The organism is Galbibacter kalidii, from assembly GCF_026241135.1.
Classification (GTDB): domain Bacteria; phylum Bacteroidota; class Bacteroidia; order Flavobacteriales; family Flavobacteriaceae; genus Galbibacter.
The window spans coordinates 84,405-99,815 of record NZ_JAPFGA010000015.1 but is presented as its reverse complement, the minus strand read 5'-3'; the positions used below and the strand labels follow the sequence as shown (position 1 = coordinate 99,815).

The following is a 15,411-nucleotide window of genomic DNA, read 5'->3' as shown; positions in this document are numbered from 1 at the left end:
TCACAAAGAAACGTTCAAAAAGCTGATTTTGAAGAAAAATCAACTGCTTCAGGGCATGCTTATCTGCCGGCAAAGGCAGGGCAGTCAGATTAAACCCACTTCGTGGGATTAAAGATTTACAAATCTCGCTCTTTTTGTATTTGTTCGTATGCTTTTTGTACCTCTTTAAACTTTTCTTCCGCACCTTTTTTGATGGCTTCATCAGTGGTCCGTACCTTATCAGGATGATATTTTTTCACCATTTGCCTGTAAGCAGCCTTTACATCGGCATCGCTCGCGTCTTTGTTTACTTCAAGAATTTTATAAGCAGTGTCGGCCGATTTTACAAACATCGCCATGATGCTTTCAAAATCCCTGTAATGGACCCGCATATATCCCGCTATCTCCCTGATTTTTATCCTTTCAGCTTCAGTAACGGCACCATCTGCCTGTGCTATTCCGAAAAGAAAATGTAGCAACTGCAAACGCATTTCATAGCGTGTACGCTGATTCAGGTAAGCACAGATGCGTTGTGAAGAAACTTCTCTATTTTTAGCTACTTCATTAAACGTTCTGAAAATAGCATTGGCCTTTTCTTTTCCGTAGGTTGAAACAAAATAGGCACGTACATATTGTAATTCGTTCTGATTGATCTTTCCATCAGCTTTGATCACGATGGAACAGAGTGAAAGCAGATTGAGTTCGAAATCGGCGGGAGACACTTCTCGGGTTCGATCATTGAACAAGGTATCAAAAGAAATACCTCCTTTCCCTTTAAAACCGTCCATCACACTACCGATAATAAAACCGATGATGGCTCCGTAAAACCTCAACACAAAAAATCCTAAAAACCCAAAGATCCATTTATACATAGCTTACCGTTTAAATAGGCTTCAAAAATACAATAAAAAATTTCTTGAGACTGCTATCCACATAGTAGTCCAATAATGCTGCTTTTCCAGTTTCATTTTCTCTTTCAGATCATAGATTTTTTTTATTTTGCCCCATCCTGAATTGCTAAAAAAGCAATTCTGCCCCCCCAAGGAGAGGTGAACATGACATCAGCAATGAATTGACGAAGCAAACCCCAATATCAGCATAAGTGGAATATATAAGATTGTACTTTTTTATAATTCAGCTTCGATAACTATAAGGAGCAGATAATTAACGATTTCAAAACAACAATCCTAAACTTTCAGGTCTAAAAGTGTAATGTTTTTACCTATCTTTGCGACCTATATAAGGCGAACTCGTTTAAACTTTTTTGATTGAAATAAAAATGAGTTCAATAACTGAAATACAAATTTTAAAAATATAAAGATTATGTACCCAGCTGAATTAGTTAAACCCATGAAGGAAGACCTTGTAGCGGCAGGATTTGAAGAGTTACACACACCTGCAGAAGTAGATGTGGCCATGGCCAAAAAAGGAACTACATTGGTCGTTGTAAACTCAGTATGTGGTTGTGCAGCCGCCAATGCCAGACCGGGAGCCAAAATGAGTCTTAAAAATGGTAAAACTCCTGACAATTTATTTACCGTATTCGCAGGGTTTGATAAAGAAGCTACTGACAAAGCAAGGGAATATATGCTTCCTTTCCCTCCTTCTTCGCCATGTATGGCCTTGTTTAAGGATGGTGAATTGGTTCACATGTTGGAAAGACATCACATTGAAGGTAGACCTGCAGAAATCATTGCAGATAATTTGGTTGGCGCTTACGACGAACATTGCTAGTCAATTCTATCGAATTAAAAAATAATAGAAAAGCCACAACACATACGTGGCTTTTTTTGATTCCCACTAAGTGGGTTTAACCTAACTGCCGTCAGGTAAGTCTCCCCTCCCGAAGCGTCGGGACTGCGTCGAAATAAATTTAAGGTTTGTTCGTTTTAATATCTTAATAGCTCATCCTAAGGTAATTGATTTTGCGGACAATCGTTTGAAAAAATAACATCCGGAATATAAAAATGAGAAAAATACTCGCATATCCGCTAACCATTATCCACCTCATAATCTTCGGTCTCATATTAGTGGTTTTCCATCTTATCCAGTGGGTTTGTTTTAACGTTTTTGGTTATCAGGCACATAAAAAAAGTGTCGATTTCCTCAATTATTTTTTAACGAAAAGTTTGTTGTTATTGGGTACTCGGGTTACCTTTAACAATCAACACCAAATTCATACGGAACAACCTTGTATCATTGTTTCCAACCACCAGAGCATGTACGACATTCCGCCCATAATCTGGCATATGAGGAAACATCACCCTAAATTCATCAGTAAAAAGGAATTGGGTAAAGGAATTCCCAGTATTTCTTATAACTTAAGACACGGTGGTTCGGTCTTGATCGACAGAAAAAACAGGGAACAGTCGCTAAAAGAAATTTTAAAACTGGCGATTTATGCTGAAAAGAATAATAGATCGGTCGTTATTTTTCCTGAAGGAACAAGGAGTCGGACAGGGAAACCGAAACGTTTTCAAAGTGGCGGATTGAAAATATTGATGAAAAAAATGCCCAATGCGCTTATTGTGCCTGTAAGCATTAGCAATTCGTGGAAAACATTACGCTACGGCAAATTCCCGATGGGTATTGGCAATCACATTACTTTTGAGGTTCATCAACCTGTAAAAGTAAACGAACTTCCTCCTGAAGAACTTATCGCTTCTGTGGAAAAAACCATAACCAGTCACGTTAAAGCTTAAAAATGAGCAACTCTGAAACCATAGACAAAACCATCAACTTTGTAAAGGAAACATTGAAAAATGCCGAAGGCGGACACGATTGGTTTCATATCGAAAGGGTATTCAACACTTCCCTGTTCATTGCCAAAGATGAAAAACAAGCCGATCCGTTGGTGGTGGGCTTGGGGGCTTTGCTTCACGATATAGCTGATTCAAAATTTCACAATGGCGATGAAAGCGTTGGTCCAAAAATGGCAGAAACCTTCCTAAAGAGTATTGATGTAGACCATTCAACTATAGAACACATTAAAAACATCATCGAGAACATTTCGTTCAAAGGCGGTAATTTTGAGCAAAAATTCAAATCCATCGAACTGGATATCATTCAGGATGCAGACAGACTGGATGCCATTGGCGCTATCGGGATTGCGCGTTGTTTCAACTATGGTGGTTTTAAAAACAGAAAACTCTACGACCCGGAGATCCCTCCAAAAATGAACATGAGCAAAGAGGAGTATAAAAAATCTGATTCCCCTACCATCAATCACTTTTATGAAAAGCTTTTTCTCTTAAAAGACCGCATGAATACCGAAACCGGGGAAAAATTGGCAGCAGAAAGACATCAATTTATGGAGACCTTTTTAGAGCAATTTTATCGGGAAATCAGTGGGCGGGCTTGAGTTTTTATTTAATCACCTATCACAAATTATTTCCCCGAAAAATCAGCTTTTCGTTTTTCCAAAAATGCGGTAGTTCCTTCCTGAAAATCATCGGTACCGAAACATTCACCAAAGGCTTCGATTTCTTTTTTATAGCCTTGTCCGTTAAATCCGGAATTCACCGCTTTGATAGCTGCTGCTATGGCCACAGGTGAGTTTTGAATAATCTTTCCGGCAATTTTTTTGCAATATGGAATCAGTTGTTCTTGTGCGACCATTTGGTTGATAAGTCCCGACATTAAAGCGCGTTCAGTCCCTATCATTTTGGCGGTCATGATCATCTCCATCGCCCTTCCTTTTCCTACCAATTGTGGCAAGCGTTGTGTTCCACCATAACCGGGAATTACTCCTAGGGACACTTCCGGCAACCCCATTCTGGCATTGTCACTGGCTATCCTGAAATGGCACGCCATCGCCAGTTCGAGTCCGCCACCCAAAGCAAAACCATTGATGGCAGCAATTACCGGAGTTTCAAGATTCTCTACGAAATCGAACAACAATTCTTGTCCTTTTGCAGCCAGTTGAGCGCCTTCTTCAATAGAAAAATCTGAAAATTCAGCGATATCTGCCCCAGCGACAAAAGCCTTTTCTCCTGATCCGGTAATTATGATCACCCGGACGTCACTGTCTTCATTTAAGGCTTTAAAAGCTTGGTGAAGCTCTCCTATAGTTGCTTTGTTCAGTGCGTTCATTTTTTTAGGCCTGTTGATGGTAATCAGCCCGATATGTTCATCAACATCAACTAAAATATTTTCAAATTGCATAAAATCTGTGTTTTTCTTTTTTCTGAAAAATTTCATTTCTATTTAGTATTATCTCTATCCTTAAATTTAGGAAAAGAAATCGTAAAAACCGTTCCTTTTCCTTCAACAGAAGACATCGTAACTTGACCGTTATAAGTCTCCACAATATTCTTTACCATACCTAATCCCAATCCCATACCGCTGGTTTTGGTAGTAAACTTAGGTTCAAAGACCTTGTCGTGATTTTCGAGTGCTATTCCTATGCCGTTATCGGCGATGGAAATTTTTACATTATCTTTTTCAGCATAGACATTGACCACAATTTTAGGATCCCGATCGTCCGGGATGGCCTGTGTGGCATTTTTCACCAGATTGGTCACCACCCTGATGAGCTGTGTGCGGTCCATTTTGACAATGATCTCTTCTTCATCTGAGATAAACTGTATGTAATCTTCATTAAAGATTTCTACAGAAAGCCTTACCACCTCGACCACATTAAGTGTTTCGTTTTGCTGGGCCGGCATACTGGCAAAACTTCCAAAAGCCGAAGCGATATTACTCATGGTGTCTATTTGCTGAATGAGGGTTTTGGAGAATTCGTTCACCTTTTTATTAATGTCTTCACTCTTGGGGTCAAATTTCCTTTGAAAACTTTGGACACTCAACCGCATGGGTGTTAACGGATTCTTGATCTCGTGCGCCACCTGTTTTGCCATTTCCCTCCACGCTTGTTCCCTTTCACTTTTTGCTAAAAGTGCAGCACTTTTATCCAACTCGTCTATCATTCCGTTGTAAGCATTGACCAAAGCCCCTATTTCTTCACTAGGGTCGTCCAGATATATCTTTTGATTGCGCTTACTCAACCGGGTTTGATCCAGTTTCTCGCTTATCGCCTTCAACGACCTGGTGATGTATCTCGAAATAACATAGGCCAGCATGGTAGCGAGAACTAATAACAACAGATACACGGCAACAAGTTTCAGTAAAAACTTCTTGAGCTCAGTATTGTAAAGTGTATCGTCTTCAAAATAAGGAATGTTCAATATCCCAATAGGTTTGAATTTCGGGTCTAAAATATAACTATAGGACGATCGAAAACGTTCGCCCGCCACCTTGGTCCTTTCCACATAATTTCGGGTTGAGCTCGATGCCAGCCCCTGTATAACACTTTGGTCTAGTTCATATACCAAATCGTCACGTTCTATTGTTGGTTTAGAGCTCCTGATCAGGTTTCCTTCCAAGTCGTAGATGTTGAAATTCAGATTGAGTACATCGGATATTTCATAAATAACATCATTAAAAATATACTTCAGATTCTCGGTTTTTACCTCCCAAGTGGTTTTTTTTAAAATATAATCAATCTGGGCATTCAATTGGTTTTCCTTCCGATCCAAATCTGCCCTATGATAGTCTTGTGCCTGCTCTTTGTACTGATAAATGGTTACCCCGGCTATCAAGACAGATGCGGTAACCACAATTAAAATCATTGTAATAAAAATACGTGTGCGAAGTGAAAGTTTGTTGTACACAGGCTTTATTTTTCAAGAATAAAGATAACAATAATTAAGCCAAAAAGCGGGAAATTACAAATCTCAAAAAACAAATTCCAATGCGAATTATGCTTCCGAATTTTTGTCCCTGATATTTTTATATAATTTGATCCCCAGCATCAATAAAATCGCCAACACAAAAATTCCGATGACGCCAAATACCCAATTGATACTGTTTTTTAAAATGACCAAAAACACTACCGAAAACAGGATAATCGTCGCACCTTCGTTCCAAATACGCATCAATCGCGAACTATATTTCACCTCATCCCGTTGCAATTGTTTAAACATCTGATGGGTTTTTAAATGATAGGCAAAAAGCAAGAGAACAAAGCCTAATTTAACATGCATCCACCCCTGCTGAAGCCAGACAGGCATTAAAACCAATAACCACACCGCAAAAACAGTAGCCAGTATTGCTGACGGCCAGGTGATGATATACCAAAGGCGTTTGGCCATGAGCTTTAATTGTTTCCCGAGGATTTCCTTTTCCGGGGAAGGCTTGTGAAAAGCTTCAATCTGGTAGACAAACAAACGCGGAATGTAAAATAACCCGGCAAACCAGGTGATAACAAAAATGAGGTGCAAGGATTTTATATAGTTGTAATAATCTATCATTTATGGTTTTTTGAGAGGGTTTTGGTAAGTATTAAAAACAGAATGAATCAAGACTTCAGTATTTTCAACAGAAAAAATAACGATAAACGGAAAAACTTTAAGAGGTGCTTGTCTGAAATACAGGTATTTCTTTGGAAAAAGATATGGGTTCTGTGAAATATATAAAAGCACCTTATCCACTTCGTCTATGAACCGTTCCCCGAGCCCATCCAATTTAATTTCGTAATAAACGTACGCCTCTGTAATTTCAACATTAGCCCTACTAAGCTTTTTTATTTCGTATTTCTTCAAGTGCTTTCCTTGCGTTTTGTTTTACTTCTTCCCAAGTGAAAGACTTGGTTTCACCACGTAAATAAGCTTCATGTTCCTCCATAAGAATACGATAGTGCTCTTCAGGAACAACATCTTCATCAGACTTATCATCCATCAAAATTTTAATCTCATCAAAAAGAGATTCGTCATTTGACAATGCAAGACGTTCTAGTACCTGAAGTTTTTTTTGCTCCAAAACAGTCATCTTCATTTCGTTTTTTGGTAAAGAATTCATTATAGACTTTTTCCCATTGGCTGCAAAATAATCTTTTCGCCCCATATTTTGTCTTTTTATTGCTCCATAGCTAGAGCTATGCAGCGCAAAAAACCTTCATTTGGGACAAAAATCTCTATTTTTCGCTTCAATCAAAAAAGTCATAATGAATTCAAAAATAGCGCTTTTGGTTGTAATATCATAAAAGTCACATTACTTATACATCCTCAACATCCAAAACAAGATCTTTCCGTACTTCCCTGTTCAAGAAATAACCTGTCACGATGGTTGATAGCGTATCTGCAATAGGGAAGGAAATCCAAACCCCTAATTCCCCAAAAAAGCGTGGCAGAATCAAAATCAACGGGATAAAAAAGAAGCCCTGACGTGTTAAGGTAAGCAACAAAGCCGGCACCGCTTTCCCTATGGCTTGAAAATAGGCCGATCCGATGAGCTGTATCACGACAATTGGTGTGGCTGCAAACACCCATCGCATGGCTCCGGGAGTATCAGACAACACTGCTTCGTCCGTAGTAAAAACTGAGGTGATGGCCTCCGGGAAAAGCATAATCAGCATAAAAATCAGGAAACCTAAAAGCATGGCGTATTTTATGGCTGTGTTGATCGATTCCCGTACCCTTCCATATTGTGCAGCACCATAATTATACCCTGCAATGGGCAAAAATCCTTGTGTAATCCCCAAAACGGGGAAGAGTGCGAACATCAACATCCGTCCAATGATAGCATAAACAGTAACCGAGGATTCACCTCCCAATTCAAACAGAATATTGTTCAAAAACAAATAGGTAACACTCACTACCGCTTGTCTGGCGAGTGTAACACCTCCCAAAGAAGCAATTTCCGAAACCACGCTTTTGTTCAATCCGAAATCCACCCAATTTATCCTTAGCTCAGATTTATCGGACATAAAAAACCATAGGATATAGAAAAAGCAACACATATAAGATCCGGTAGTAGCCCAAGCGGCACCATACATACCAAAATCCATAATGTTGATAAGGATATAGTCGAGCAAAATATTCCCTACGGATGGAAGAATCATCGCTACCATGGCAATTTTGGGTTTTCCTTCGGCCCTGATCACGTTGTTTCCCATCATGGACAAGGCCAAAAAGGGAACTCCGTACAATACAATCTTGTAATATATCTTTGCCGGATCAAAAATATCGCCCTTACCTCCAAAACTTGGGATAATGGTATCGACATACACCAGCCCCACGATAACAAGAATCGATGTCAGAAGAATTGTAAGTGTCACCTGATTTCCAAAGGTCTTGAGTGCTTTGACTGTATTTCCCGCTCCTAAAGCCCTTGAAATAATTGAAGATCCGCCAATACCAATCGCCATTCCCAAAGCGGCGATAAAAAACGAAACCGGTAAGACTACATTAATAGCTGCAATGGCAATAAAGCCAATCCAGTTTCCAACAAATATGGTATCTACTAAAATGTTTAAGGACATCACCAGAATCCCGATAGATGCCGGAACTGCTTGCTTGACCAATAAACTTCCTATGGAACCTGTTCCTAATTCTTTTGAAGAGACTTTCGTCATTAAAAAAGTTGTTTTTTTAATTTTCTGATTTAGCAGTAGCCCATTCGTCGATCCAACGGGACAATACTTTCACCCATGCTTCATCATCATTCAAACAAGGAACCAGATGAAATTCTTCTCCTCCGTTCTCTTCAAACTCATGACGGGCTTCCATTCCTATTTCTTCCAAGGTTTCAATACAATCTGAAACAAAAGCCGGTGTTACAACCGTCAGTTTTTTGGTTCCGCTTTGTGCGTAGTTGTTAATTGTTTTATCTGTAAACGGTTTTAACCAAGGGTCTATTCCCAAACGCGATTGGAAGGATGTTGAAAAGCTCCCGTCTTTCAATTCCAGATATTTTGCTACTTGATTAGTGGTTTCATAACACTGATGACGATAACAATACTGATGTGCAGGCGACTCTGTCATACAACATTGTCCATCTATTTTACAATGTGATTTGGTAATATCCGATTTTTTGATGTGCCTTTCAGGAACTCCGTGATATGAAAAAAGGATATGATCCCATTCTTTTCCTTTAAGGTGTTGTTGAATCGACTCGGAAAGTACTCTTATATAATCCGGATGATTGTAGAACGCAGGAACGTTGGTGAATTGCATCTCGGGGAAATGTTTCTTCCGCAGCTCTTCAGCCAATACCAAAATGGTTTCTGTAGTTGCCATGGCAAACTGCGGATAAAGCGGCACCAAAAGTACCTCTGTCACCCCTTGTTTATGAAGCGTTTCCATACCGTGTTTTATCGATGGATTCCCATAACGCATCGCCATAGCTACCGGAACGGATGTGAGTTTATCCATTTGCTTGGTCAACCTTTTTGAAAGTACAATGAGGGGCGAACCTTCGTCCCACCATATTTTTGAATAGGCTTCAGCTGATTTTTTTGGACGTGTACGTAAAATGATTCCTTTTACGATAAAACTCCGCAACCATTTGGGCATATCGATGACCCTTTCATCCATTAAAAACTCCTCCAGATATCGTTTTACATCCTTCGGATCTGTAGAATCCGGCGAACCCAGATTTACCAATAAAACTCCTTTCACAAGTTTGATTTTTTATAAATTTTCCTCTGTAAAAACTATAATTTGCAGGCCGCAAAATTAATGTTTTGAATCTTCACCTTCTCCTTATATGGTGTTAAGATTTCGATATTGCTATAGATAATTCTTATAACTAGCGTCCCAAACAGTAGAAAATTCCTCCCAATACATGCTGAACGAAAAGCGGTTCGGCATACGATTCTTTTGTATGTCCACCACCTGTATAAAAAGCACGGCCGCCGTCAAACTCATGATACCAAGCGATGGGGTGATGCTCTCCATTGGTCCCACCTTCATAAGAAGTTTCATCTAAATTCAACAACACATTCACATCAGGGTTGAGGTTTTTAAAATTATACCATTCATCGTCACGATTCCAAGTTTCCGGTAAATGCTTGGTCGAAATATGGTTGTTATCCAACACCTTGATATCGGCATTCCTTACGTTGGGATTGTTGGGGTGGTCCACAAAATAGCCTCCTACCAATTTTCCATACCACGGCCATTCATATTCGGTATCGGAAGCTGCATGAATTCCCATAAAACCCCCACCAGACTGAATATAGCCTTCAAAGGCTTTTTGCTGTTCTTCGTTCAACACATCTCCTGTAGTTGACAAGAATAACACCACATCATATTCAGAAAGTTTCTCTAGGGTAAAAAGTGACACATCTTCGGTATGCGCAACACCAAATTCATTTTCTTTACCCAATTTCTTGATTAAGTCCACTCCGGTTTCAATGGATTTATGCCTATAGACCTTTGTTTTACTGAAAACCAATACGTTTTCCTCATGAACATCGGTTACAATTTCATCGGTAGTCGTTTCTTTTTTTGGGGTTTGTCCGCAACCTATGGTCACACACAAGATGGTAGTGATTAAAAAATACTTCATTTTCATATTAATTATGGTTATTGATTAGTTACTCAACGACATGATATACTTTTTGGGCGTAGTGGCATACTTCTTTTTAAAAGCCGCTATAAAATGACTGGCTGTGCTATAGCCCACTTTCAAACCTACTTCATTCACATTGTGATCCCCACTTTCCAACATTTTTCGGGCATATTCCATTTTATAATCAAACAAAAAGCTATAGACCGAATCGCCGTACACCTGTTTAAAACCTTCTTTTAGTTTTTTCAGGTTAAGTCCGATTTCATCCGACAATTCCTGAAGCGATGGTGGTTCTGCCATTCTGGAAATCACAATGTCTTTTGCTTTTCTTATGCGGCGCACATTGTCTTCGTCTATCAAAAAAGGACATTGCTCCACATCAGCATCTTCAGGCTTGTTGAAATAAAGTCCCAACAATTCATAGACCTTTCCTTTCAAATACAGTTTTTTGATCGATGGATGCAAGTTGTAGTTTATGATCTGACTCAGAACTACAGACATTGCAGGGTTTATGACTGTTGAATTGTAATATTTTTTATCGATATTTTCTTCATTCAGAAAATGGATATAATCGGCTTCCGTAGAAAAAAGCGAGTGAAATTTCTTGATCGGAATCAGTACAGAAACCACCCAAGTTTTGGAATTCATCTCCAAATTGATAGGCAACCCCCTTTGTGGATTGTACAGCAAAAGTGCTTCCTCTTCTTTTAAATCCAATGCATAACGTCCATCATTAAAATGGAAAATAGCCCCCCCCTTCAAACAAAAATGAAACTGAATATAACTGCTGTCTATTTCCTTACTAATATGCTGAATATCATTGGTTTCATTCTGAATTTTCAAAAGCGTAAACCCGTTTTCGATTACAATTTCTTCCATAGCACTTTTAGCGATATTTTTTAACTCGATTTCTACAGGTATTTAAATATTATTATTTAGAATAAATCTAAACAATACCGCCCACAACACCTTATTTTACTTCAAAAATACACTATTTTACCATTTTTAAGTTGAAATGAAGTGGTTTTTTCTTAAAGCGACATAAAAAGTCCCTCCAGCGTTATTTTTTTAGTTTCTTAAGGTTTATTTTTGTCCACGATTTCTGTAAAAGATTGAATGGAAGCTTATAACATATCAAAACATAGTTCTTTTTATACCATAGGGATCAGCTATAAAAAAGCTGATGCCGCTATAAGAGGTAAGTTTAGTTTGGATGAAGCGGGCAAAAATGCACTTTTGGATCAAGCTAAGTCTGCCGGCATCGATGGCCTTTTAGTCATTTCAACATGTAACCGAACTGAATTATACGGTTTTGCCCAACATCCTTTTCAACTCATCCAATTGCTTTGCAAAAACTCCAACGGTTCTGTGAACGAGTTTCAGGAAATAGGTTATGTTTATAAAAACAACGATTCGATTTCACACCTTTTTAAGGTAGGAACCGGACTTGACAGTCAAATTTTAGGGGATTTTGAAATCATCAGTCAGGTAAAACAAAGTTTTATAAACTCCAAGAAAAAAGACATTACCAATCCTTTTTTAGAGCGTTTGTGCAATGCCGTTATTCAGGCCAGCAAGCGCATTAAAAATGAAACTGAAATTTCTTCAGGTGCAACTTCAGTAGCTTTTGCTTCTGTTCAGTATATCCTTTCGAAGATTCCTAATATATCAGATAAGAATATTTTGTTGTTCGGTACCGGAAAAATAGGTCGAAACACCTGTGAAAATCTGGTTAAACATACGAAAAACGACCATATTGTCCTCATCAACCGAACTAAAGGAAAAGCTGAAAAAATAGCAGGGAAATTCAATCTTCTGGTCAAAGAATACAGCAATTTACAAGAGGAAATAAGAAAAAGTGATATACTTATAGTGGCTACGGGTGCTCAAAAACCGACCGTTAGCAAGGAACTCATTCACACTTCTAAAGATTTGTTGATCTTGGATCTGTCTATTCCTCAAAATGTGGATCCAAATGTTCAAGAATTAGACAATGTCACTTTAGTACATTTGGATCAATTGTCGAAAATCACAGACGATACTTTGAAACGAAGAGAAAAATTCCTCCCGAAGGCAGAAGCTATCATGAACGAGGTAGAAACCGATTTTAAACATTGGTTGGAAACCCGTAAATTTGCCCCTACTATCAAAGCTTTAAAAAAGAAGCTAAAAACGATGAAAGATGCCGAAATTGATTTCCAACGGAAAAAAATTGATGATTTTAATGACGAGCAAGCGGAAATCATCAGTAACAGAATCATTCAAAAAATAACTACACACTTCGCCAATCACTTAAAAGACAGTTCGGACAATACCGGTGAAAGTATCGAATTCATAAACAAGGTGTTTCAATTAGAAACTACGAAATGAACAAAGTCATAAGAATAGGAACTCGCGATAGTGAATTAGCACTATGGCAAGCCAATCACGTCAAGGATTTACTGGGAAGCAACGGATACCGCACAGAAATTGTATCTGTTAAATCCGATGGTGACCTCATATTAGACAAACCGCTCTATGAATTGGGAATTACCGGGATTTTTACAAAAACGCTCGATATCGCCATGCTCAACGGAACAGTAGATATTGCCGTGCACAGCATGAAAGATGTTCCTACCCAACTTCCAAAAGGTATTGTTAAGGCGGCTGTTCTTAAACGCGCGAACACGCAAGATATCTTGGTTTTTAAAGGTGACGTAAAATCCCTTGAAGGTGAAAATACCATTATTGCCACCGGAAGTTTAAGGCGAAAGGCACAATGGCTCCACAAATACCCAAAACACAAGGTTGAAGGCTTGAGAGGAAATGTAAACACCCGTCTTAAAAAATTAAACAACAGCAATTGGAATGGCGCTGTATTTGCCGCAGCCGGTTTAGAGCGATTAGACTTTATAAAAAAAGGCAATAAAATAAAAAGCCCCTCCTTTGGAGGGGTTGGGGAGGATTTAGACTGGATGATCCCCGCACCTGCCCAAGGTGCCATGATGGTAGTTGCCATGGAAAACGACACCTTTTCAAGAGAGGCTTTGGAAAAGCTCAATCACAATGAAACCGACATCTGTACCCACATCGAACGCGAATTTCTAAGTACGCTCGAAGGAGGTTGCACAGCTCCTATCGGAGCATTGGCAAAAAGACATAAAAATATGCTTACATTTGAGGGTGCATTGTTTTCTTTAGACGGAAAAGAAAAAATAGCTATTAAAAAAAGTGTTGCTCTTGAGGAATTCAAAAATTTTGGAAAAATCTGTGCCGAAGAAGTTTTACAAAACGGCGGAAGGGCTCTCATGCAACAGATCAAGAACACATTGCAATCGTAAATGAAAAGTGATTTAAAAAACTTCTTGTCCAAACTCTACGGATTTATAGATCTGTCGCTCATAGCATTTTTAGTATATGATTTCGGTTTTACTGAAAACAAGGAAACGGCTTTTCAACGTGGGCTCACCCTTATGGGAGTCACATTGATATTACTTATTTTTAGCATTATCCGAAGAAGGCTTTCGAGTGACCACTACACCAGGATGATGTTTACCGCCAACATTGGCATTCTTATCCTGATCATTATTACCATCCTCATTTCATGGATAGCACACGGATTTGATCTGGTTGAAGCCATCTCTGGTATAAAAACAATCATAGAAATCGAGTTGTTGGGCTATTTTGTATTGCGCTTGATGAAGCTCATCCGCAAACTGTACCACTACCACTACAACCCGGCCATCCTCTTTGTAGGAAGTTTTGCCCTAATTGCCTTTACCGGTGCCCTGCTGTTGATGCTGCCCAACGCCACCACCGAAAGCATCAGTTTTATCGATGCGCTTTTTACAGCCACCAGTGCTGTTTGTGTTACCGGTTTGATTGTTGTGGACACAGCACACGACTTTACATTCATGGGGCAATCCATCATCATGGTATTATTTCAGTTGGGAGGAATTGGAATGCTTACTTTTACCTCGTTTTTTGCTTATTTCTTTAAAGGGGGCTCTTCATTTCAAGAAGGATTGTATGTAAAAGATTTTGTAGGTATCGATAATATCAGCAACGTATTGAAAACCGCCATGCGTGTGGTAGCCTTTACCTTTACATTGGAATTTATTGGTGCCATTTTTATCTATATTTCGGTACTCGGTATCCCCGAATTGGACAACAAGATATTTTTCTCGATTTTCCATGCTATCTCGGCATTTTGTAATGCCGGTTTTTCAATTATGTCAGACGGTTTATATGACACCAACCTACGGTTTGTTTATGCATTTCAATGGATGGTTATTGTTCTGATTATCTTCGGAGGATTGGGCTATGGAATTGTAGAAAACATAATGAAATACCTGAAACATATATTTCAAAACCTTTTTAACGCGGAAAAACGAACAACCCCTGTACGTATGGTCACCCTCAATTCCAAGATTGTTTTGGTGACTTCGGCGATACTTCTCGTGGTGGGCACCATTTTTATTAGTGTTTTTGAATATGGAAACGTATTGCGCGAACACAGTAGTTGGTGGGGTAAATTTACCACAGCAGGGTTTACATCGGTAACTACACGTACAGCAGGGTTCAATACGGTAGATGTCTCGGCTCTTTCCATGCCCTCATTACTGTTTGTTATGTTGTTGATGTGGATAGGGGCTTCACCTGCTTCTACCGGTGGTGGAATAAAAACCAGTACCTTTGCATTGGCAACACTTAATATTTTTGCCATCATACGCGGAAGACAACACATAGAAATTGGGACACGAAGGGTTTCCAATGACTCTGTAAGGCGGGCATTTGCCATTATGAGTATATCTCTCATCTGTATTGGCATAGCCATATTGCTATTGCTCTTTTTTGAAAAAGGTTTCACGCTGATTCAAATAGGGTTTGAAGTCTTTTCGGCTTATAGTACCGTGGGACTTTCCATGGGGATTACAGGAGATCTTAGCAATGAAGGCAAAGCTGTGGTTATTGCCGTTATGTTTATAGGACGTATCGGACTTATAAACCTTATGATAGGAATGATACGCCAATTGAGTGTGTCATTTCATGAGTATCCCGAAGAAAAGATACTCATTAACTAATATTTAAATTTTAAAC

Annotated in this window: 15 protein-coding genes; 6 read left to right on the top strand and 9 right to left on the bottom strand. The window is 39.0% G+C overall.

The genetic code is table 11. From position 1 onward, the window contains the following. Window positions 1–116: 116 nt before the first annotated feature. Window positions 117–851: a TerB family tellurite resistance protein gene (locus OOZ15_RS15065; protein ID WP_265957251.1), complete on the bottom strand. Its 735-nt coding sequence runs from the start codon at window positions 849–851 to the stop codon at window positions 117–119. A gap of 451 nt (window positions 852–1,302) precedes the next feature. Here OOZ15_RS15065 and OOZ15_RS15060 point away from each other — a divergent pair, with 451 nt between their 5' ends. The 3 genes from OOZ15_RS15060 (at window position 1,303) to OOZ15_RS15050 (ending at window position 3,340) form a co-directional block, all read left to right on the top strand. Continuing rightward, window positions 1,303–1,713: a BrxA/BrxB family bacilliredoxin gene (locus OOZ15_RS15060; protein ID WP_265957250.1), complete on the top strand. Its 411-nt coding sequence runs from the start codon at window positions 1,303–1,305 to the stop codon at window positions 1,711–1,713. A 233-nt stretch (window positions 1,714–1,946) separates the two neighbouring features. After that, complete coding sequence (locus OOZ15_RS15055) at window positions 1,947–2,681, top strand: lysophospholipid acyltransferase family protein (protein WP_265957249.1); 735 nt, start codon at window positions 1,947–1,949, stop codon at window positions 2,679–2,681. Between the two features lie 2 nt (window positions 2,682–2,683). After that, window positions 2,684–3,340, top strand: coding sequence for an HD domain-containing protein (locus OOZ15_RS15050; RefSeq protein WP_265957248.1), 657 nt, complete (start codon window positions 2,684–2,686; stop codon window positions 3,338–3,340). 26 nt (window positions 3,341–3,366) lie between these two features. On the opposite strand, the gene OOZ15_RS15045 is transcribed toward OOZ15_RS15050, so the two are convergent. The 8 genes from OOZ15_RS15045 to OOZ15_RS15010 form a co-directional block, all read right to left on the bottom strand. Then, window positions 3,367–4,143 carry an enoyl-CoA hydratase/isomerase family protein gene (locus tag OOZ15_RS15045; protein ID WP_265957292.1) on the bottom strand — a complete coding sequence of 259 codons (777 nt, stop codon included), beginning with the start codon at window positions 4,141–4,143 and terminating at the stop codon, window positions 3,367–3,369. A gap of 38 nt (window positions 4,144–4,181) precedes the next feature. Then, entirely contained in the window at window positions 4,182–5,609 is a 1,428-nt protein-coding gene (locus tag OOZ15_RS15040; RefSeq protein WP_265957291.1) for a sensor histidine kinase, read from the bottom strand. A 129-nt stretch (window positions 5,610–5,738) separates the two neighbouring features. Further along, window positions 5,739–6,290: a CopD family protein gene (locus tag OOZ15_RS15035; protein ID WP_265957247.1), complete on the bottom strand. Its 552-nt coding sequence runs from the start codon at window positions 6,288–6,290 to the stop codon at window positions 5,739–5,741. Between the two features lie 262 nt (window positions 6,291–6,552). Continuing rightward, window positions 6,553–6,882: a hypothetical protein gene (locus OOZ15_RS15030; protein ID WP_265957246.1), complete on the bottom strand. Its 330-nt coding sequence runs from the start codon at window positions 6,880–6,882 to the stop codon at window positions 6,553–6,555. Window positions 6,883–7,033: 151 nt separating this feature from the next. After that, window positions 7,034–8,392, bottom strand: a complete 1,359-nt coding sequence (locus OOZ15_RS15025; protein ID WP_265957245.1) for an MATE family efflux transporter — start codon at window positions 8,390–8,392, stop codon at window positions 7,034–7,036. Window positions 8,393–8,408: 16 nt separating this feature from the next. Continuing rightward, entirely contained in the window at window positions 8,409–9,437 is a 1,029-nt protein-coding gene (hemH, locus tag OOZ15_RS15020) for a ferrochelatase (protein ID WP_265957244.1), read from the bottom strand. 130 nt (window positions 9,438–9,567) lie between these two features. Beyond that, window positions 9,568–10,329, bottom strand: coding sequence for a ThuA domain-containing protein (locus OOZ15_RS15015; protein ID WP_265957243.1), 762 nt, complete (start codon window positions 10,327–10,329; stop codon window positions 9,568–9,570). A 24-nt stretch (window positions 10,330–10,353) separates the two neighbouring features. Beyond that, entirely contained in the window at window positions 10,354–11,211 is an 858-nt protein-coding gene (locus OOZ15_RS15010; protein ID WP_265957242.1) for a helix-turn-helix domain-containing protein, read from the bottom strand. Between the two features lie 237 nt (window positions 11,212–11,448). On the opposite strand from OOZ15_RS15010, the gene hemA reads away from it, so the two are divergent. From hemA to OOZ15_RS14995, 3 genes are read left to right on the top strand one after another with little or no spacing between them, the layout of a single operon-like run. Then, the gene (gene hemA, locus OOZ15_RS15005; protein WP_265957241.1) at window positions 11,449–12,702 is read left to right on the top strand and encodes a glutamyl-tRNA reductase; all 1,254 of its coding nucleotides are present in this window, start codon (window positions 11,449–11,451) and stop codon (window positions 12,700–12,702) included. Continuing rightward, the gene (gene hemC, locus OOZ15_RS15000; protein WP_265957240.1) at window positions 12,699–13,652 is read left to right on the top strand and encodes a hydroxymethylbilane synthase; all 954 of its coding nucleotides are present in this window, start codon (window positions 12,699–12,701) and stop codon (window positions 13,650–13,652) included. The genes hemA and hemC overlap by 4 nt, the downstream gene beginning before the upstream one ends. Next, a complete protein-coding gene (locus OOZ15_RS14995) occupies window positions 13,653–15,395 on the top strand; it encodes a TrkH family potassium uptake protein (protein ID WP_265957239.1) in 1,743 nt (580 codons plus the stop codon). Window positions 15,396–15,411 lie beyond the last annotated feature (16 nt).